The sequence below is a fragment of the Candidatus Methylomirabilota bacterium genome (assembly GCA_035709005.1).
Classification (GTDB): Bacteria; Methylomirabilota; Methylomirabilia; order Rokubacteriales; family CSP1-6; genus 40CM-4-69-5.
In genome coordinates, this window is sequence record DASTFB010000041.1 from 1 (window position 1) to 18,310 (window position 18,310).

General features: G+C 69.8%; 22 protein-coding genes. 19 read left to right on the top strand and 3 right to left on the bottom strand.

From position 1 onward, the window contains the following. Positions 1-353: 353 nt before the first annotated feature. On the bottom strand, positions 354-1,361 hold the full coding sequence (locus VFR64_06160; protein ID HET9489318.1) for an integron integrase: 1,008 nt from the start codon (positions 1,359-1,361) through the stop codon (positions 354-356). Between the two features lie 218 nt (positions 1,362-1,579). Between VFR64_06160 and VFR64_06165 the strand changes: the two genes are divergently transcribed. From VFR64_06165 to VFR64_06180, 4 genes are read left to right on the top strand one after another with little or no spacing between them, the layout of a single operon-like run. Further along, positions 1,580-2,992: a DEAD/DEAH box helicase family protein gene (locus tag VFR64_06165; GenBank protein ID HET9489319.1), complete on the top strand. Its 1,413-nt coding sequence runs from the start codon at positions 1,580-1,582 to the stop codon at positions 2,990-2,992. Beyond that, a complete protein-coding gene (locus VFR64_06170; GenBank protein HET9489320.1) occupies positions 2,931-4,211 on the top strand; it encodes a DUF790 family protein in 1,281 nt (426 codons plus the stop codon). Before VFR64_06165 ends, VFR64_06170 begins: the two co-directional genes overlap by 62 nt. A gap of 48 nt (positions 4,212-4,259) precedes the next feature. Next, positions 4,260-5,444: an acetyl-CoA C-acyltransferase gene (locus VFR64_06175; GenBank protein HET9489321.1), complete on the top strand. Its 1,185-nt coding sequence runs from the start codon at positions 4,260-4,262 to the stop codon at positions 5,442-5,444. Positions 5,445-5,446: 2 nt separating this feature from the next. Continuing rightward, complete coding sequence (locus tag VFR64_06180; protein ID HET9489322.1) at positions 5,447-5,959, top strand: gamma carbonic anhydrase family protein; 513 nt, start codon at positions 5,447-5,449, stop codon at positions 5,957-5,959. Positions 5,960-5,977: 18 nt separating this feature from the next. Here the strand turns inward: VFR64_06180 and VFR64_06185 are convergent, their stop codons facing one another. Beyond that, positions 5,978-6,760: an SDR family NAD(P)-dependent oxidoreductase gene (locus tag VFR64_06185; protein HET9489323.1), complete on the bottom strand. Its 783-nt coding sequence runs from the start codon at positions 6,758-6,760 to the stop codon at positions 5,978-5,980. Between the two features lie 118 nt (positions 6,761-6,878). Between VFR64_06185 and VFR64_06190 the strand changes: the two genes are divergently transcribed. Further along, a complete protein-coding gene (locus VFR64_06190) occupies positions 6,879-7,508 on the top strand; it encodes a pyroglutamyl-peptidase I (protein HET9489324.1) in 630 nt (209 codons plus the stop codon). Here VFR64_06190 and VFR64_06195 read toward each other — a convergent pair. Further along, complete coding sequence (locus tag VFR64_06195) at positions 7,505-7,777, bottom strand: hypothetical protein (GenBank protein ID HET9489325.1); 273 nt, start codon at positions 7,775-7,777, stop codon at positions 7,505-7,507. The genes VFR64_06190 and VFR64_06195 overlap by 4 nt on opposite strands. Before the next feature lie 122 nt (positions 7,778-7,899). On the opposite strand from VFR64_06195, the gene VFR64_06200 reads away from it, so the two are divergent. The 14 genes from VFR64_06200 (at position 7,900) to VFR64_06265 (ending at position 18,303) form a co-directional block, all read left to right on the top strand. Continuing rightward, positions 7,900-8,088: a tautomerase family protein gene (locus tag VFR64_06200; GenBank protein ID HET9489326.1), complete on the top strand. Its 189-nt coding sequence runs from the start codon at positions 7,900-7,902 to the stop codon at positions 8,086-8,088. A 7-nt stretch (positions 8,089-8,095) separates the two neighbouring features. Then, the gene (locus tag VFR64_06205; GenBank protein ID HET9489327.1) at positions 8,096-8,368 is read left to right on the top strand and encodes an aldolase/citrate lyase family protein; all 273 of its coding nucleotides are present in this window, start codon (positions 8,096-8,098) and stop codon (positions 8,366-8,368) included. An 8-nt stretch (positions 8,369-8,376) separates the two neighbouring features. Next, on the top strand, positions 8,377-8,694 hold the full coding sequence (locus VFR64_06210) for a hypothetical protein (GenBank protein HET9489328.1): 318 nt from the start codon (positions 8,377-8,379) through the stop codon (positions 8,692-8,694). Between the two features lie 4 nt (positions 8,695-8,698). Then, the gene (locus VFR64_06215) at positions 8,699-9,349 is read left to right on the top strand and encodes a DedA family protein (protein HET9489329.1); all 651 of its coding nucleotides are present in this window, start codon (positions 8,699-8,701) and stop codon (positions 9,347-9,349) included. Between the two features lie 160 nt (positions 9,350-9,509). Continuing rightward, entirely contained in the window at positions 9,510-10,238 is a 729-nt protein-coding gene (locus tag VFR64_06220) for a GntR family transcriptional regulator (protein HET9489330.1), read from the top strand. Then, complete coding sequence (locus VFR64_06225) at positions 10,238-11,017, top strand: electron transfer flavoprotein subunit beta/FixA family protein (protein HET9489331.1); 780 nt, start codon at positions 10,238-10,240, stop codon at positions 11,015-11,017. Before VFR64_06220 ends, VFR64_06225 begins: the two co-directional genes overlap by 1 nt. 95 nt (positions 11,018-11,112) lie before the next feature. After that, entirely contained in the window at positions 11,113-12,090 is a 978-nt protein-coding gene (locus VFR64_06230) for an electron transfer flavoprotein subunit alpha/FixB family protein (protein HET9489332.1), read from the top strand. Then, on the top strand, positions 12,090-13,238 hold the full coding sequence (locus VFR64_06235) for an acyl-CoA dehydrogenase (protein HET9489333.1): 1,149 nt from the start codon (positions 12,090-12,092) through the stop codon (positions 13,236-13,238). Before VFR64_06230 ends, VFR64_06235 begins: the two co-directional genes overlap by 1 nt. Beyond that, positions 13,235-14,884, top strand: coding sequence for a methylmalonyl-CoA mutase family protein (locus VFR64_06240; protein HET9489334.1), 1,650 nt, complete (start codon positions 13,235-13,237; stop codon positions 14,882-14,884). Before VFR64_06235 ends, VFR64_06240 begins: the two co-directional genes overlap by 4 nt. An 11-nt stretch (positions 14,885-14,895) precedes the next feature. Next, positions 14,896-15,963 (top strand): branched-chain amino acid aminotransferase, encoded by a 1,068-nt coding sequence (locus tag VFR64_06245; GenBank protein HET9489335.1) that lies wholly within the window; start codon positions 14,896-14,898, stop codon positions 15,961-15,963. 12 nt (positions 15,964-15,975) lie between these two features. Then, a complete protein-coding gene (locus tag VFR64_06250; protein HET9489336.1) occupies positions 15,976-16,476 on the top strand; it encodes an HIT family protein in 501 nt (166 codons plus the stop codon). Continuing rightward, the gene (locus VFR64_06255; GenBank protein HET9489337.1) at positions 16,473-16,877 is read left to right on the top strand and encodes a cobalamin B12-binding domain-containing protein; all 405 of its coding nucleotides are present in this window, start codon (positions 16,473-16,475) and stop codon (positions 16,875-16,877) included. Before VFR64_06250 ends, VFR64_06255 begins: the two co-directional genes overlap by 4 nt. 21 nt (positions 16,878-16,898) lie before the next feature. Further along, positions 16,899-17,156, top strand: a complete 258-nt coding sequence (locus VFR64_06260) for a hypothetical protein (protein ID HET9489338.1) — start codon at positions 16,899-16,901, stop codon at positions 17,154-17,156. A 1-nt stretch (position 17,157) separates the two neighbouring features. Further along, the gene (locus VFR64_06265) at positions 17,158-18,303 is read left to right on the top strand and encodes an acyl-CoA dehydrogenase family protein (protein HET9489339.1); all 1,146 of its coding nucleotides are present in this window, start codon (positions 17,158-17,160) and stop codon (positions 18,301-18,303) included. The last annotated feature ends 7 nt before the right edge of the window (positions 18,304-18,310 follow it).

Here is an 18,310-nt window from a genome sequence, read left to right on the forward strand (position 1 = left end):
TGCCCTCCGGCACCACAGGGCGCCAGCATGCCGGCGATGATCGCGACGAGGACGACGAGGGGCGCGCGCCTCATGGGCAAGTTTCGTCTGCTCGGTCCGGAGTGGCGCCCATGGCGCCCCGATCTTCGCCAGTCGTCGAACTATAATTCGACCCCGGGATAGGCTGGTCTGGATATCCCGCAGATGCTGCGGGTGACCGCTGCCTATCACCGAATCGAAACCGCTTGCCTATTCGCTCTTTGCCTTCTCTTTCCAGCCATTCGGTCGAGCACGGCGCTGCTGCACGATCTGGATATGCTGCAGCACTCTGCAGCCCATCCCGTCGCGTTTGCATTCAAACACGGCGAGAGGAGTCATGGCGCGAACATCCTATCCGCCGGGCTCCGGACGGCGGCAGGGCCGCGGTTGAGGGCGTGGGTATAGATCATGGTGGTGGCGACGTCGCGGTGGCCGAGCAGTTCCTGTACGGTCCGGATGTCGTGGCCGTCCTCGAGCAGGTGCGTCGCGAACGAGTGGCGAAGCGTGTGAGGGGCCGCGCGCTTGGCGATCCCGGCCCGCCGGACGGCACTCTTCACGGCACGCTGGAGGACCGACTCGTGCAGGTGGTGTCGACGTACCTGGCTGGTCAGGCGGTCTCGATAGACACGCGTGGCCGGGAAGACCCACTGCCAGGCCCATTCCCGGCCGGCATTCGGATATTTCCTGAGGAGAGCAGTCGGCAACGCCACCCAACCTGCACCTGCCGCCAGATCGGCTCGATGCTGGGCCCGGACGACCTCGAGGTGTCGACCGAGATCGGCCTTGGCGACGACCGGGAGCATTGTGACCCTGTCCTTGTCCCCCTTGCCACCCCGAACGAGGATCTGATTTGTCGTGAAGTCGACGTCCTGGACCCGGAGACGGCAACACTCGAGCACCCGCAGACCGGCACCATAAAGCAGGCAGGCCATCAGGCGGGGCTCGCCCTCGAGACGTTGGAGGATGGCCCGAACCTCCTCGCGTGTGAGCACGACCGGAAGTCGAACAGGTCGCTTGGCTCGGACGATCCCATCGAGCCAGGGCAGGTCGACCCCCAGCACGTCACGGTACAGGAACAGGAGCGCGCTGAGCGCCTGGTTCTGGGTGGAAGCGGCCACCCGGTCATCGACAGCCAGTGAGGTGAGAAACGCCGTCACCTCCGGAGCGCCCATCTCGGCAGGGTGGCGCTTGCCGTGAAAGACGATGAAGCGGCGGATCCAGGCGACGTAAGAGGCTTCGGTGCGTCGGCTGTAGTCGCGTGAGCGAACGGCGGCCCGCACTCGGTCCAAAAGCCGCGGCTTCGGCTGATCGACAGGCCCGGGCGCAACCGTTTCACACACCATCGGGCAGCGCCCGGCACCTGCCTCAGCCGGGTAGTGAGCCGGCGCACTCGATCGCAGAAGGGTCGCTGCGGCCGCCCCCTTTCGCTCGCGTCAGCACTATAGCCGACGTGGCGGACGCCGACAATGCTGGCGTCGGTTTATCCAACCGATGGCTTTGCCACCCCCGCCGCGTCGCAATCTACTTGCACCGCTGGCGGCGTTCCTATAGAGATACACGTGTGGCGCGTGCTCACGCGCTGAGCTTCGATCGGGGCTCGCTGCGCCTCGACGCGCCGGCGACGGTGCAGGTGCCGCCCTACTTCGTCTGGGATGAGCGCGTCAGCGCCTGGCGCACGGCGGCCGTCAACCACTTCCGAATCTGCGAAGACGCCGCGACCTACCGGCTGCCGCTCGCCGACCAGGCGCCCCGCTTCTTCCCGGCCCCCTCGCTCAAGACGGCGCTGCCCCCACTCCGGCCCGACCAGCAGATGGCGATCGAGGCCTGGGAGCAGGCGGGCGGCCGCGGCGTGATCGTCAAGCCCACCGGCACGGGCAAGACCGAGATCGCGCTCTCGATCGTGGCCCGGCATCAGACGCCGACCCTGGTGGTCGCGCCGCTCCGCGACCTCATGTACCAGTGGCAGCGCCGCATCAAGCAGGGGCTCGGCTTCGACGCCGGCGTGCTCGGCGACGGGCGGCAAGAGGTCTGGCCCATCACGGTGACCACGTACGACAGCGCCTGGATCCACATGAAGGACATCGGCAACCGGTTCCGGCTGATCGTGTACGACGAGGTCCACCACCTGCCCGGGCCCGTCCAGCACGAGAGCGCGCTCGACTGTCTGGCTCCGCTCCGGCTTGGCCTCAGCGCGACGCCCTGGCGGGCCGACGGCCGGGACGCGATGCTGGCCGAGCTGGTCGGTCCCATCGTGTACCAGGAGGATCTGGCCCAGGCGCGCGGCCACACGGTGGCCGATTACGTGATCGTGCGGGTGCCCATCTACCTCACCGAGGAGGAGCAGGCCGAGTTCGACGAGCTGTCGCGGAGCATCCGGCACTACGTGGCGGCCTGCCGGCTGGAGGAGGGAAGCTTCGACTGGAGGGACATGGCCCGGCGCTCCCGCGCCGATCCCCAGGCCCGCGAGATCCTCCGGCGCTGGCGGCGCAAGCTGGCCATCGTCAACCGCTCGGCCGAGAAGCTGCGCGTGCTGGAGGACGTCTTTCGCCTGCACCCGGACGAGCCCGTCATCGTCTTCACGGCCTCCAACCGGATGGCCCTGGACGTGTCGGCGCGGTTCCTGATCCCGGCCCTCACCGCCCACTCCGACAAGCACGAGCGCAACCGGGTGCTGGACGCCTTCGCGGCCGGTCGGATCAAGGCGCTGGCCGCCTGCGAGGTCCTCAACGAGGGCTGGGACGCGCCCGCCGTGAAGGTGGGCGTCGTGCTGGGCGGCGAGAAGGGGGTGCGCGAGGCCGTGCAGCGGCTGGGCCGCCTCTTGCGGAGATCGGGAGACCGCACCGCCCGGCTCTACGAGGTCGTGGTCCAGGAGACTCCGGACGTTGCCCGGGCGCGACGTCGGGGAACGGTCGATGCTTACCGCCGCGCTACGCGTCTATCACTGGGACAGGCGAACCAGCTCGATCTCTTCTGACCGGCTCGAGAACGAGGTGCTGCCCGTTCTCGAGCCGGCGCTGGCCGTCTACCGCGGCGCGGTCGGCCAGACGCGGGGCGTCGTTCGGAATGCCTGCCGGCGGGCGCTGCGGGGACTGCGGCCCGATCGCGTGGAGCCGATGGTAAAGCTCCTCGACGACGTGGCCACCTACGAGTGGCCCGCTTCCGCCCGCTGCGCCGGGCGACGGGTAGAAGTCTTCGAGCGGGCGGCCGCGCGCCATCCGGTGCTCGACGCGGGCGCCGTCACCGCTCTGCTGGCCGAGGAATATAGGCCGCCACCGGCCGGGCACGCCGAGGCCGTCGCCGCGCTCTACGCCGACTATCCCGAGTACCACCGCCTGACGGCCTTTCCAGCCGACTACACCGCCGAGCGGCTGCGTGCCGACTACGATCTGGCCCAGGCCCAGGCGCTGCTCTACTCGGCCACGCGGGTGACGCTGGAGGCCGGGCGCGACTTCAAGCACATCCTTCGCTACGCCCGCCTGGCGAGGCTGCTCCATCGCGTGGAGCGGCTCCGGGGCGCGCCAGCCGGCCGGGAGCCGCGGAAGTCGTCAGGCAAGCTGGGAGGGCGCCGGCGTCGCCGGGCCGCCGCCGCGGCGGTGGTCCTCGCCGACGGGGGCTACCGCTTCGTGCTCGACGGGCCGAACTCGGTGCTGCGCCGGACGCGCGCCTACGGGGTGGACTTCTCGCGGTTCCTGGCCGCGCTGGTGCGGCTGCCCGACTGGCGGCTCCAGGCCGAGATCGAGCTGCGCCGGGGCTGGCGGCCCTTCACGCTCACGCTCGCTGCGGGCGCCGGCCTGGGGCTCGGGGCCACGCCGCCCGCCGAGTTCGACTCCACCCTGGAGGCGGCGATCGCTCGCAAATTCGGCCGGCAGCGGGAAGGTTGGCGGCTGGTGCGGGAGGGGGCGGTGCTCGACGTGGGAGGCAGCTTGCTGGTTCCGGACTTCGTGTTCCGCCACCGGGACGGAACCGAGGTGCTGCTGGAGATCGTCGGATACTGGACGCCCGAGTACCTGGCCGACAAGCTGGGCAAGCTCGCGGCAGTCCGCGGCGTGAACCTCATCGTGGCCGTGCCCCGTCGGCTGGCCGTGCGGGCCGGCCGCCTCCCGGCGACGGTGCTGCCGTTCAAGCGCCGGCTGCTCCTCCGTGACCTCCTCCCGCGCCTGGAGGCGTTTCGCGGCCCTGCCGCCGGACGCTGAACCGCCGGGCGCTGAGCCCGGTGTATCATCGCGGAAAGGAGCGTAACCATGCCCGACGCCGTCATCGTCTCCACCGCGCGAACCCCGATCGGCCGTGCCTACCGCGGCGCTTTCAACAACACCCACGGCGCCGTGCTCGGCGGTCACGTCATCAAGCACGCCGTCGAGCGCGCCCGGCTGGACCCGGGCGAGGTCGAGGACGTCATCATGGGCTGCGCCATGCCAGAAGGCGCGACCGGTCACAACATCGCCCGGCAGGCGGCGATCCGCGCCGGGCTGCCCGTGACCACCGCCGGCGTGACGGTCAATCGCTTCTGCTCCTCGGGTTTGCAGACGATCGCAATGGCGGCCCATCGCGTCATCGTCGATCGGGTACCGGTGGTCGTGGCCGGAGGCCTGGAATCCATCAGCCTGGTGCAGAACGAGCACATGAACCTGCATCGGTTCCGCGAGGCCTGGCTGGAGGAGCACAAGCCCGAGATCTACATGTCGATGATCGAGACGGCCGAGGTGGTGGCCAAGCGTTACTACGTCACCCGCGAGCGGCAGGACGAGTACGCCCTGGCCAGCCAGCAGCGCACGGCGGCCGCCCAGCGCGAAGGCCGCCTGGCCGCCGAGATCGTCCCCCTGCCGACGGTCAAGCTCGTCCAGGACAAGGCAACGGGCGAGGTGCGCGAGGAAGCGGTCACGCTGACCCGCGACGAGGGCAACCGCCCCGACACCACGCTGGAGGGGTTGGCCGCGCTCAAGCCAGTGACCGGTGAGAAAGGTCATATCACCGCGGGCAACGCGAGCCAGCTCTCGGACGGCGCGTCCGCGTGTGTCGTGATGGATGCCGGGCTCGCCGAGCGACGGGGGCTGCAGCCGCTGGGGATCTTCCGCGGCTTCACCGTCGCCGCCTGCGAGCCGGACGAGATGGGGATCGGTCCCGTCTTCGCGGTGCCCCGGCTGCTCGAGCGGACGGGCATGCGGATGGACCAGATCGACCTCTGGGAGCTCAATGAGGCCTTCGCCGTGCAGGTTGTCTACTGTCGCGACCGGCTCGGCATCCCCATGGAGCGGCTCAACGTGGACGGTGGCGCCATCTCTATCGGGCACCCGTACGGCATGAGTGGCGCGCGGCTGACCGGCCACGCGCTCATCGAGGGCAAGCGGCGGGGGGCCCAGTACGTCGTGGTCACCATGTGCATCGGCGGGGGGATGGGGGCGGCCGGCCTGTTCGAGGTCGCCTGAACGTGATCCGGTCCGTCCCCGGGCGCACGCCCCGGGTCCATCCCGGGGCCTGGGTGGATCCGGCCGCTCAGGTCATCGGCGACGTAGAGATCGGCGAGGCCTCCAGCATCTGGCCGGGAACCATCGTCCGAGGCGACCAGGACAACTACATTCGCATCGGGCGCAACACGAACGTCCAGGACTGCTCGGTGCTGCACGTCACGCCGCAGTACCCCTGTCTGGTCGGCGACAACGTCACCATTGGCCACCGGTGCGTGGTCCACGCGTGCACCGTCAAGGACAACGTCCGGATCGGGATCGGCGCGGTGGTGCTCAACGGGGCGGTGGTGGAAGAGTGGGCTCAGGTCGGCGCGGGCGCGCTCGTGCCGCCGGGCAAGGTGGTGCCGTCGGGCTGGCTCGTCATGGGGGTGCCGGCCAAGCCTGTCCGGAAGATGAGCCAGGAAGAGCTCGACGACATCGCGCGCAACGCCGTGGAGTACATCGAGCTCTGGCGGCGCGACTACGGCAACCGCTGAGGACGGCGCGCGGCTGCGCTAGCCCGCGGGATCGCCGGCGTTGACGGCGATGCACTGGCCCGAGATGTTCCGGGCCAGGGGACTGCAGAGAAAGACGGCCATGGCCACGATGTCCTCGGCGGTGACCATGCGCTTGAGCGGCGAGCGCTCGATCCAGCTCCGGCGCATCTCCTCCACCGGCACGCCCCGCACCTCGGCCTGGCCGGCGATCACCCGGTCGATGCGATCGCCTTCCACGGCCCCGGGGGCGATCGCGTTGACGGTGATGTTGTGGGGCGCCAGCTCCAGCGCCATGCCGTAGGTCATGCCGACCTGCCCGGCCTTGGCCGAGCAGTAGCCGATCCGGTAGGGCAGGCCGCGACGCCCGGCCATCGAGGAGATGTTGACGATCGCGCCGCCGCCGGCCTTGATCAGCTCGGGCGTCGCGAACCGGATCATCATGTACGACGTCGTGAGGCAGGAGTTGATCGTGTAGAACCAGTCCTCGGTCGTGTACTCCTGGATCTTCTTGGTCGGGCCCCCGTCGCCGGCGTTGTTGACGAGCAGGTGCACGGCGCCGAAGGCCCGGACCGCGGCCTCCACCGTCTGCCGGGCCCCCTCCTCGGTCGCCACGTCGGCGACGAGGGCCACCGCCTTGCCGCCGGCCTTCGTGACCAGCTTCGCCGTCTCCCCGACGAGCCCGGCCGAGCGGGCCGCGCACACCACGCCGGCGCCTTCGTCGGCGAAGCGCTGGCTGGCGACCCGGCCGATCCCCTTGCTGGCTCCCGTGATGATGGCGACCCGGCCTGTCAGCAGTCCCATGCGCGCTCCCCCGTCGCGTTCAAGATGAGCCGGACCGATCGACTGGCCCGGAGCGCGGGCAGCGTAGCCCGCCCCGCCGGTTCGGGTCAAGCGCCGCCCGGAATAGAATGAAGGTGGCATGATCCTCGTCACCGGGTTCGAGCCCTTCGGGCCTCACGCCGACAACCCCTCCCGGGAGATCGCCAAGGCCGTGGACGGCCGGCGTGTCGGCGGTCAGGACGTGCTGGGCAGCGTGCTGCCCGTGCACCACGCCGAGGCCGCTGCAGCCATGGAACGGCTGCTGGCCGAGGTCGACCCGCTGGCCGTGCTGCATCTGGGCCTTGCCGAGGGCCGCGCCCGGATCGGTCTCGAGCGCGTGGCCATCAACGTGCTGGACTACCCGATCCCGGACGCCGGAGGCTATCGCGCGGCGAACGAGCCCTGCGTCGTGGGGGGCCCGACGGCGTATCTGAGCACGTTACCGCTACGGTCGATCCTGGCGGCCCTCACTGCGGAGGGAATTCCCGCGTTCATCTCGAACAGCGCGGGCACTTACCTCTGCAACCAGACGCTCTACAGCACCCTGCACCTCGTCGCCACGCGCCGGCGTCGGACCCGTGTCGGCTTTGTCCACCTGCCGTTGCTTCCCTCGATGGTGGCGGCGAGCGGGCTGGACCAGCCCAGCATGGCAGCCGGCACCATGCTGAGGGCGGTCGAGGTGACGCTCGAGGTGATCGCGGGCGACGGGGAAGAGAGGGGGTCGGGCTAGAGCCGCTGCCCCGCCCGCGAGGTGCGCCGTTCCCGCGAGGCGGCGTGGAGCAGCTCGCACCACCGGCGGTTGGCCTCGCCGCCCGCCTCGGCGCTTCCCGACAGGAACGCTTCCGAGGTCACGACGGCGTCGTCGGAGCCGTCGCGGGCTGGCGCATGGCCATCGCACCAGCGCACGTCGAGGACTTCACGGGTGGGATCGGCCCCCGGCTCGCAGCCAGGACAGTAGGCGCGGGCGACGCACGTGGCGTCCGCGATAAACTCTGTCACCGGACTATGGCGACATCACGTTGCGCCATCAAGTTCGACGCTAGCACAACAGGGTCGCGCAAACGAAGTTTCGCGGCTATAGTCGCCCCCGTCCCGAAGCGCTAGCGAGAGGAGCGTGAGCCATGCCTAACATCACGATCCAGTGGTATGCCGGTCGGACCCCCGAGCAGAAGCGCCAGCTCGTCGCCGCCATCACCGAGGCCGTGGTCAAGATCGGCAAGACGACGCCCGACCAGGTCCACATCGTCTTCCAGGACGTCGAGAAGTCCGACTGGGGTTACAACGGCCGCCTGGCCAGCGACCCGGCCTGAGGCCCTCGTGAGACCCAACACCCTGCGGGAGATCTGGCGGCGCGGCGGGGCCGTGGTGAACGGGTGGCTGGCCATCCCCAGCGCGTTCTCGGCGGAGGTGATGGCCCACCAGGGCTTCGACTCCCTCACCATCGACATGCAGCACGGGGTCGTCGACTATCAGGCCGCGGTCACCATGCTGCAGGCGGTGGCCACGACGCCCGTCATCCCCCTGGCCCGGGTGCCCTGGAACGATCCGGCCCCGATCATGAAGATCCTCGACGCCGGCGCGTACGGGTGATCTGCCCCATGGTCAATACGGCCGAGGAGGCGGTCTACGTGGGGCCGTCGGACCTCAGCCTGGCGCTGGGCTTCAAGCCCCGGCTCGACCAGACGGAGCCGGCGGTGGTGGAAGCCCAGCGGGAGATCGTGGAGGTGTGCCGCCGGCGCGGGGTGGTGGCGGGCATCCACAACGCCACGGCCGCCTACGCCCAGAAGATGGTGGCGGCCGGCTACCAGTTCGTCACGCTGGCCAGCGACAGTCGCTTCCTCGCCGCCAAGGCCGCCGAAGAAGCGGCCGCCGTCCGCAAGACCGCCGGCGGCGGGGGACGCCTGCCCGCGTACTAGGCGCATGGGCGGCCCCGGGCTGGACGGCGTGCTCGCCAGCTGGCTGCCGACCGCAGGGCAGGGGCCGCTGATGCACGTCGTCGTGGCCACCGCCACGTTCATCGACGCCACGGGCCTGCCCTTCCCGGGGCGCCTGTTTCTCGTCGCCGCTGGTGCCAGCGCCGGCGACCCGATGCGGGCGGCGACGCTGGCGGTCGCCGGCGCGGTCGGTGCGGTGGCCGGCGATCACCTCTGGTACGCCACCGGACGGTTGGGCGGCCACAGCCTGCTGCGGGCCTACTGCCGCCTGTCGCTCGGCTCCGGGCGCTGCGTGAGCCGGGCGCGGGAGCACTTCGAGCGGTTCGGCCCGCTGACCATCATCATGGGGCGGTTCGTGGCCGGCGTGCGCATCTTCGCCGCGCCCATGGCCGGGACAGGGCTCATCTCCTACCCTCAGTACCTGCTCTTCGACGCCGTGGGCGGGCTGGTCTGGGCGGGGGCGTTCGTCGGCCTGGGCTACCTGCTGGGAGATCAGTGGCGCGATATGATCGATCGGTTCGGAGCCGGTCCGGTGATCGTCGCCGCCCTGGCTGCCGTCGTGCTGGCCGCGGCGGCGACGATGGCCGTGCGCCTGCTGCGCCGGCGCCGCCACGGGCCTGCGCGCCTGGCGGGCTGACCGCCGGCTCGTATACTTGCGCGCGCCCCTGGCGGGCGCCTACAATGGTTTCGTCTGCGGCGCGCCGTTGTCCTCATCGCTGCCGTTTCATCTCTGCTGGCGCTTCGCCGGACGGGTGCTTCGGGAGTGTTCTAGAACACCGGGCGAGGAGCACGGGCGGATGAACGGTCGCACGCCTCGATATCTCAAGATCGCGGACGCGCTGCGCGGGCGGATCCGCAGCGGCGAGCACGCCGCCGGTGACCAGCTGCCCAACCAGCGCCAGTTGGCCCGCGAGTTCGGCGTCACCCTCATGACGTTGCGCCAGGCCCTGGAGGTGCTCGAGCGGGACCGCCTGATCCGTCGGCGCCATGGCCTGGGCACCTTCGTGGCGGCCCCCTTCATCGACTACGACATCCTCCAGCACCAGCGCTTCGCCACCGACCTCCGGGCCCAGGGCGAGCCGGTGAGCACGCGGCTGCTGGCGAGCCGGTTCGTCATCGGCGACCGCCGTGTCACGGCCGCGCTCGGTCTGGGCGCCCGGGCCCGCGTGCTCCAGCTGGAGCGCTTGCGGCTGGTCGATGGCCACCCCATGAGTCTGCAGCGCTCGTTTCTGGCCGCTCGCCTGGGGGAGGAGCTGGTGAAGGCCGACCTGGCGGCGACGCCGCTGCGTCAGGCCCTGGAGTTCAAGCTGGGTGTGACGATCGAGCGCGCCAAAGAGACCGTCTCCGCCGTCCGGCTCGGCCGACGCGAGGCCCGCGAGCTCGGCTGCCGCCTGGAAGCGCCGGCCTTCGAGTCCGAGCGGGTCTCGTTCGCCGCGGACGGTCAGCCCGTCGTCTTCGACCGTGTCTACATTCCCGGCGATCGGTTCCGCATCACCCGCGAGCTGCAGTACCAAGGAGCCTCGTGATGAAGATCCTGGTAGCCATCAAGCAAGTTCCAGATACCGCCACCCAGGTGAAGATCGGCGCCGACGCCAAGGGCATCGACACCGCCGGCATCACCTGGATCGTCTCCCCCTACGACGAGTTCGCCGTGGAGGAGGCGCTGCGCATCAAGGAAAAGGCGGGGCAGGGGGAGGTCGTCGCGGTGACGCTCGGTCCCGAACGCGCCAAGGAGGCCCTGCGCTCGTGCCTGGCCATGGGCTGCGACCGGGCCATTCACCTCAACGATCCTGCCTGGGGCGGCACCGATACGCTGGTGACCGCGCGGGCACTGGCGGCCGTCGTCAAGCAAGAGGCCCCCCAGCTCGTGCTCTGCGGGCGCCAGGCGATCGACGACGACATGGGCGCGACCCCGGCGCAGCTCGCCGAAGCGCTGGGCTGGCCGTGCGCATACTGGATCATGGAAGAAGCGGTGGCGGCGGATGGCCAATCGATCCGGGTGGCCCGGCAGGTCGAGGGCGGCCTGGAAGTTTTCGACGTCCCCCTGCCGGCGGTCCTCACGTGCCAGAAGGGACTGAACGAACCGCGCTATCCCACGCTCAAGGGGATCATGGGCGCCAAGAAGAAAGAGATCAAGGACGTGAAGGCTGGGGATCTGGGGCTCGAGCCCGGCGGCGAGCAGCTCAGCGTGGTCGCGCTCGAAGCGCTGCCGCCCCGTCCGCCGGGACGCATCATCCAGGGTGACGTCCCGACCGCCGTCAAGGAGCTCGTGCGCTCACTCCGGGAGGAAGCGAAAGCGATCTAGTCACGTTGGGCTTGCGCCGGCTTTGCCGGCGCAAGCGATCATAGGGGGAGGCCTCGGAGGGGGCCGTCGAGGCCCCCTCCGATCAGGAGACGAACATGGCAGGCGCGTTCTGGTGCGTGGTCGAGGACGACCGCAGCGGCCGTCCCAAGAAGGTGATGTCCGAGGTGCTCGGCGAGGCCACCCGACTGGCGGGGGCCGCCGAGGCGGTCTGGCTCACCGACAAGGCCACGGACGAAGGCCTCAAGCAGCTTGGCGAGTGGGGCGCCGTGAAGATCTGGCTGCTCGAGCACGCGGACCTGGCGCCGTATCGAGGCGAGGTGTGGGTGCCGGTTCTGGAGGCGCTGGTCGAACGGGAGTCGCCCAAGGCCATCTTCGGCCCGGTGACGAGCCGCCAGCGGGAGTTCCTCGCGCGTCTGGCCGCGCGCCTCGGCGTGGGCCTCGCCGCCGATTGCGTGGCCCTGGCGCTGGAGGGTGACCGCCTGGTCGCCACCCGTCCGGTCTACGCGGGCAAGCTGCTGAGCAAGGTGGCCTGGGCCAAGACGCCCTGGGTCGCCACGCTGCGTCCGAACGTGTTCCGCCCGGCCGACGCCCAGGCCGGACGCACGGCGTCCGTGGAGCGCCCCGCGCTGACGCTGCCGGCGGCACGGATGAAGCTCGTGGAGCGCCGCGAGGAGGTCTCCACGGGGCTGCCCGAGCTCACCGAGGCCGAGATCGTGCTCTCGGGCGGGCGGGGCATGAAGGGGCCGGAGAACTACGTGATCCTCGAGGAGCTGGGCGGCGTCATCGGCGCCGCGGTCGGGGCCTCCCGGGCCGCTGTCGACGCGGGCTGGCGGCCCCATCGCTTCCAGATCGGCCAGACCGGCCGCACGATCTCGCCCAAGCTCTACATGGGGTTCGGCGTGTCCGGCGCCATCCAGCACCTGGCCGGGATGCGGACGTCCAAAGTGATCGTCGCCGTCAACAAGGATCCCGAGGCGCCCATCTTCAAGATCGCCGATTACGGGATCGTGGCCGACCTCTTCGAGGTCGTGCCTCACCTGACGCAGGAATTCAAGAAGCTGCTGGAGAAGTGATGCGGTTGGACCTGACGGACGAGCAGCAGATGATCCAGTCGATGGCGCGGGAGTTCGCCGAGAGCGAGATCAAGCCCATCGCCGAGGAGATCGATCGGGACGGGCGCTTCCCCCACGAGACGGTCAAGCGCATGGGCGAGCTCGGTCTGCTCGGCATCGCGGTGCCCGAGGCCTGGGGCGGCAGCGGGGCCGACACCGTCTCCTACGTCGTCGCGCTGGTCGAGATTGCCAGGCACTGCGCTTCGCACGCCGTCGTCATGTCGGTCAACAACTCGCTCTTCTGCGACCCCGTGCTGAAGTTCGGCTCGGATGCGCAGCGGGAGCGCTTTCTCCGGCCGTTCGCGGCCGGGCACCAGATCGGCTGCTTCGCCCTGACCGAGCCGCAGGCCGGCTCCGACGCCCGGAACCAGCACACCCTGGCCACGCGCGACGGCGATCACTACGTCCTCAACGGTCGGAAGGCGTTCGTCACGAACGGTCGCGAGGCGGCCGCCGCCCTGGTCTTCGCCCAGACGGATCGCGCCCTGGGCCACCGCGGCATCGCGGCCTTCCTGATCGAGAAGGGCACGCCGGGCTTCCTCGTGCCCAAGACCGAGGACAAGCTGGGGCTGCGCGCGTCCGACACCGCGGAGTTCGTGTTCGAGGATTGCCGGGTGCCGGTGGCCAATCGCCTGGGCCAGGAGGGCCAGGGCTTCGGGATCGCGCTCAGCGCGCTCGACGCCGGCCGCATCGGCATCGCCGCGCAGGCGGTGGGTATCGCCGAGGGCGCCTGGGCGCGCGCGGTGGCCTACGCGCGCGAGCGTCGGGCCTTCGGCGTGCCGATCGGCCAGCACCAGATGGTGCAATGGATGCTGGCCGACATGACGACGGCCATCGAAGGCGCGCGCCTGTTGACGCTGCGGGCGGCCACGCTCAAGGACCGGGGCCAGCCCTTCCGGCCCGCGGCGGCCATGGCCAAGCTCTTCGCCGCGGAGACGGCGATGAAGGTCACCACCGACGCCGTCCAGGTCCACGGCGGGTACGGGTTCATCCGGGAGTACCAGGTGGAGCGGCATTTCCGCGACGCCAAGATCACGCAGATCTACGAGGGCACATCGCAGATCCAGAAGCTGGTGATCGCGCGCGCGGTCTTGGGGGAGCCAGCATGAGCGAGCAGGAGCGTTGGCGCGACGAGACGTACGAGGCGTTCCGGCGGCGCTCCCCCGAGCGTCCGGGGCGCTTCGAGACGCTCTCCGGTCTTCCGGTACGTCCGCTGTACGGGCCGGAGGATCTGCGGGACTGGTCGTACGCCGACAAGCTCGGATATCCGGGCGAGTATCCCTTCACCCGCGGCGTCTATCCGACGATGTACCGGGGGCGCCTGTGGACGATGCGGATGTTCGCCGGGTTCGGACGCCCGGAGGACACCAACGCCCGCTTCAAGTACCTGCTCGAGCAGGGGCAGACGGGGCTGTCGACGGCCTTCGACATGCCGGCGCTCATGGGCTACGACGCCGACCATCCTCGCGCCCAGGGCGAGGTCGGTAAGGAAGGCGTGTCCATCTCCACGCTGGACGACTTCGAGCGCCTGTTCGCCGACATCCCGCTCGGCGAGGTGACGACGTCGATGACCATCAACTGCACGGCGTCGGTGGCGCTGGCCATGTACCTGACCGTGGCCGACAAGCAGGGCGTGGCCTGGGATCGGGTCGGCGGCACGATGCAGAACGACATGCTCAAGGAGTTCATCGCCCAGAAGGAGTGGATCTGCCCGCCCGAGCCGGCCGTGCGGATCGTCACGGACATGATCGAGTTCACGTCGCGGTACGTCCCGCGCTTCAACCCGGTGTCGATCTCCGGCTATCACATCCGCGAGGCCGGGGCCACGGCGGTGCAGGAGCTGGCCTTCACCCTGGCCGATGGCCTGGCCTACGTGGAAGCGGCACGCAACCGGGGCCTCGACGTCGACAGCTTCGCGCCGCGGCTGAGCTTCTTCTTCGACATCCACAACGACTTCTTCGAGGAGGTTGCCAAGCTGCGAGCGGCGCGCCGGATGTGGGCCCGCTTCATGAAGGAGCGCTACGGCGCCACCAGGCCGGAGTCGATGCGGCTGCGTACGCACACGCAGACCGCGGGGGTCTCCGCCACTGCCCAGCAGCCGCTGAACAACGTCGCCCGGGTCGCCCTGCAGGCCCTGGCCGCCGTGCTGGGCGGGGCCCAGTCGCTGCACACGAACTCCTACGACGAGACGTGGGCGCTGCCCACGGAGGACGCGGTCACCGTCGCCCTGCGCACCCAGCAGATCATCGCCGAGGAGACGGGGGTCCCTCACACCATCGATCCGCTGGGCGGATCCTACTATCTGGAGTCGCTCACCGACCAGATGGAAGCGGCGGCGCTGGAGTACATCCGGAAGATCGACGCCCTGGGCGGGATGGTGCGGGCCATCGACCACGGCTTTCCGCAGAAGGAGATCGCCGACGCCGCCTACCGGTACCAGCTCATGGAGGACCGCGGCGAGAAGGTGACGGTGGGCGTCAACAAGTACGTGATGTCCGAGGAGAAGCCGATCACGTACCTACGCATCGACGAGCAGGTCGAGGTGGAGCAGGTCGCCCGGGTGCGGCGCTTCAAGGCCAGCCGCGACATGACCCGGGTGGAGCGGCGCCTCAAGCAGGTGGCGGAGGCGTGCCGCAACGGACAGAACCTCATGCCCGTGCTCGTGGATGCCGTGAAGGACTACGCGAGCCTGGGCGAGATCTCCGACGTCTACCGGCAGGTGTTCGGCCTGTACCGGGAGCCGATCATTTTTTAGGGGGCAGGGGTATGAGTGACGCGATCCGGATCACCAGGGCGGCCACGAAGAAGGCCAAGCCGAAGGACGCCGAGCTCGGCTTCGGCTCCGTCTTCACCGACCACATGTTCGTGATGGACTTTCAGGAGGAGAAGGGCTGGTACGACCCCCGGATCGCGCCGTACGGACCGTTCAACCTGGACCCGGCGACCGCGGTGCTGCACTACGGCCAGGGACTGTTCGAGGGTCTCAAGGCCTTCCGCGGCCGGGATGGCAAGATCCGGCTCTTCCGCCCCCACCAGCACGTGGCCCGGCTGAACCGCACGGCCGAGCGCATGTGCATCCCGGCCCTCGACTCCGAGATGGTCCTGAAGTCCTGGATGACGCTGGTCGACCTCGATCGGGACTGGGTGCCCTCGCGGGAGGGCACGTCCCTGTACATCCGTCCGACCGTGATCGCCAGCGAGCCCTTCCTTGGCGTGCGGCCGGCCAAGGAGTACCTGTGCTTCGTCATCCTGTCGCCGGTCGGGGCCTACTATCCCGAAGGCATCAATCCCGTCAAGATCAAGGTCATCGACAACTACGTGCGGGCGGTGCCGGGCGGTCTGGGCGAAGCCAAGACCGCGGCGAACTACGCGGCCAGCCTGTATGCGGCCGAAGAGGCCAAGCACGAGGGCTTCACCCAGGTGCTGTGGCTGGACGGCGTGCACCGCAAGTACATCGAGGAAGTGGGCACCATGAACCTCATGCTGAAGATCGGCGACGAGGTCATCACCCCGCCGCTGGCCGGCACCATCCTGGCCGGCGTTACGCGCGATTCGGTGCTCACGCTGCTCGGCCAGTGGGGCGTGCGGGTCTCCGAGCGCCCGATCTCCATCGACGAGGTCGTCAACGCCGCCCGCACGAACACTCTCAAAGAGGTGTGGGGCACCGGCACCGCCGCCGTCATCTCGCCGGTGGGGGAGCTCGCCTACCGCGGCGAGCGCATCGTCGTGGGCGGCGGCAGGATCGGGGAGCTCACGCAGCGTCTGTACGACGCGATCGTGGGCATCCAGTACGGCACCGCGCCCGACACGCACGGCTGGACGGTCGAAGTCTGACGGGGGACGGTCATGACTGACTGCGTCTTCTGCAAGATCCGGGACGGCCAGATTCCCTCGATGCGCGTGTACGAGGACGAGCGGACCATCTGCTTCATGGACATCAACCCGCTGAACCCTGGGCACTGTCTCGTCGTGAGCCGGGCGCACGCGCCCACCATCTTCGACGCCGACGAAGCCGATCTGAAAGCCGCGATCGTCACGGCCAGGCGCGTGGCCATCGCCCTGCGCGAGGCCGTGAAGCCGGACGGCCTCAACCTGTTGCAGGCCAACGGGGCGGCCGCGTTTCAGTCGGTGCCGCACTTTCACCTCCACCTGCTCCCTCGCTGGATCAACGACGGCAAAGGGTTCGATTGGAAGCTCGTGCCGGGGGACCGGGCGCAGGTCATGGCGATGGCCGACAAGATCCGCTCCGCCGTGGCGAAATCTTCGGAGGGGGCCTCGACGGCCCCCTCCGAGACCTCCCCCAGGAGTGGCGCGGGCCAAGCCCGCGCTCGAACGGGCGATTCGTGAGCGAGCGCCGAATTCGAGTAGTCGTGGCCAAGCCCGGTCTGGATGGGCACGACCGGGGGGCGAAGGTGGTGGCCCGGGCGCTGCGGGATGCCGGCTTCGAGGTGATCTACACCGGGCTGCATCAGACGCCGGAGCAGGTCGTCGCCACCGCCGTGCAGGAAGACGCGGACGCGATCGGGCTGAGCGTGCTCTCGGGCGCCCACAATCATCTGTTCAAGCGGGTGCTGGAGCTCCTCAGGGAGAAGGGCGCCGAGGACATCGTCGTCTTCGGCGGGGGCATCATCCCGCCCGAGGACGTCGCCGCGCTGAAGGCCCTCGGCGTCAAAGAGCTCTTCGGTCCCGGTACGACGACCCAGGAGATCGTCCGCTTCGTTCGGGAAAACGTCCGCACGGCGGTGTGAAGGCGCGCCGAGGAGAAGCGAATGGCCGACGACGAGGCGTTGCACCAGGAGCTGGAGCGGCTGCGCCGGGAGAATGAGGCGCTCAAGGCCCGGACGGCCCGGGGCCTCTCCCTGCGCGTCAGCGAGAAAGGCGGTGTCTCCGTCTACGGGCTGGGGCGGTTTCCTGTCACGCTCTACAAGGAACAATGGGACAAGCTGCTGGCCATGGCCGACGAGATCCGCGCCTTCATCCGCGAGCACGAGCCGGAGCTCAAAGCCAAAGAGCCCCGCGAGCGGTAGCGTGGATTTCGAGCTCACCGCCGAGCAGCAGGCCGTCCGGGACGTGGCCCACCAGTTCGCCGAGGCCGAGCTGGGATCGCAGATGGTGCCCTACGACGAGCGTCACGAGTTTCCCCACGCCATCATCGGCAAGCTGGGCGAGCTCGGGTTCCTGGGCGCGCTGGTGCCGCCGGAGTACGGGGGCGCCGGGCTGGATTACGTCTCCTACGCGCTCGTGGTCGAGGAGCTGAACCGGGGTGACGCCTCGGTCGGCATCACCATGTGGGCTCACAACTCGCTGTGCACCAACCATCTGCTGACGTTCGGCTCGACCGAGCAGAAGGCCCGCTACCTGCCGCGTCTGGCTCGCGGGGAGCTGCTGGGCGCCTGGGGCCTCACCGAGCCGGGTTCGGGCTCGGACGCGGCGGCCCTGCGCACCCGGGCCGAGTGGCGCGAGGGACGCTGGGTGCTGAACGGCAGCAAGGCCTTCATCACCAACGCCAGCGTGGGCGGCGTGGCGGTCATCATGGCCCGCAGCGAGCCCGAGGAGGGCGCCCGGGGGATCTCGGCGTTCGTGCTGGAGAAAGGCGTGCCAGGCTTTTCCGCCGGCCGGCCCTATCGCAAGCTCGGCCTGCACGCCTCCGACACCGCCGAGCTCGTGCTGGAGGACGTCCGTCTGCCGGCCGAGGCGCTCATCGGCGCGCGCGGCCGGGGCTTCGCGCAAGCGCTGCAGATCCTGGAGGGCGGGCGCATCGCCATGGCCGCCATGGGCGTGGGCATCGCCCAGGCCGCGCTCGACCACGCCGTCCGGTACATGAAGCAGCGGACGGCCTTCGGCCGCACGCTGGCCGAGTTCAACGGGCTGCAGGGCATGGTCGCCGACATGGCCACCGACATCGAGGTCGCGCGGTTGCTCACGCTGCGGGCCGCCTGGCTCAAGGATCAGGGACGCCCGGCCATGCACGCCGCGGCCATGGCCAAGCTATTCGCCTCCGAGACGGCCATGCGGGCTGCGACGCGAGCCGTGCAGATCCACGGCGGCGCCGGCTACATTACGGAGTTCCCGGTCGAGCGGATCTTCCGCGACGCCAAGCTGACCGAGATCGGTGAGGGCACCTCCGAGATTCAGCGGATGGTCATCGCGCGCGAGGTCTTGCAGCTCGGCTGACGGGTTC

Excerpts from the sequence above, each read along its gene's own strand:
- VFR64_06200 (HET9489326.1), top strand. The coding sequence starts at position 7,900 with ATGCCTAACATCACGATCCAGTGGTATGCCGGTCGGACCCCCGAGCAG.
- VFR64_06230 (HET9489332.1), top strand. The coding sequence starts at position 11,113 with ATGGCAGGCGCGTTCTGGTGCGTGGTCGAGGACGACCGCAGCGGCCGT.
- VFR64_06240 (HET9489334.1), top strand. The coding sequence starts at position 13,235 with ATGAGCGAGCAGGAGCGTTGGCGCGACGAGACGTACGAGGCGTTCCGG.
- VFR64_06260 (HET9489338.1), top strand. The coding sequence starts at position 16,899 with ATGGCCGACGACGAGGCGTTGCACCAGGAGCTGGAGCGGCTGCGCCGG.
- VFR64_06220 (HET9489330.1), top strand. The coding sequence starts at position 9,510 with ATGAACGGTCGCACGCCTCGATATCTCAAGATCGCGGACGCGCTGCGC.
- VFR64_06215 (HET9489329.1), top strand. The coding sequence starts at position 8,699 with ATGGGCGGCCCCGGGCTGGACGGCGTGCTCGCCAGCTGGCTGCCGACC.
- VFR64_06185 (HET9489323.1), bottom strand. The coding sequence starts at position 6,760 with ATGGGACTGCTGACAGGCCGGGTCGCCATCATCACGGGAGCCAGCAAG.
- VFR64_06210 (HET9489328.1), top strand. The coding sequence starts at position 8,377 with ATGGTCAATACGGCCGAGGAGGCGGTCTACGTGGGGCCGTCGGACCTC.
- VFR64_06160 (HET9489318.1), bottom strand. The coding sequence starts at position 1,361 with ATGGTGTGTGAAACGGTTGCGCCCGGGCCTGTCGATCAGCCGAAGCCG.
- VFR64_06225 (HET9489331.1), top strand. The coding sequence starts at position 10,238 with ATGAAGATCCTGGTAGCCATCAAGCAAGTTCCAGATACCGCCACCCAG.
- VFR64_06245 (HET9489335.1), top strand. The coding sequence starts at position 14,896 with ATGAGTGACGCGATCCGGATCACCAGGGCGGCCACGAAGAAGGCCAAG.
- VFR64_06170 (HET9489320.1), top strand. The coding sequence starts at position 2,931 with ATGCTTACCGCCGCGCTACGCGTCTATCACTGGGACAGGCGAACCAGC.
- VFR64_06175 (HET9489321.1), top strand. The coding sequence starts at position 4,260 with ATGCCCGACGCCGTCATCGTCTCCACCGCGCGAACCCCGATCGGCCGT.
- VFR64_06235 (HET9489333.1), top strand. The coding sequence starts at position 12,090 with ATGCGGTTGGACCTGACGGACGAGCAGCAGATGATCCAGTCGATGGCG.
- VFR64_06250 (HET9489336.1), top strand. The coding sequence starts at position 15,976 with ATGACTGACTGCGTCTTCTGCAAGATCCGGGACGGCCAGATTCCCTCG.
- VFR64_06190 (HET9489324.1), top strand. The coding sequence starts at position 6,879 with ATGATCCTCGTCACCGGGTTCGAGCCCTTCGGGCCTCACGCCGACAAC.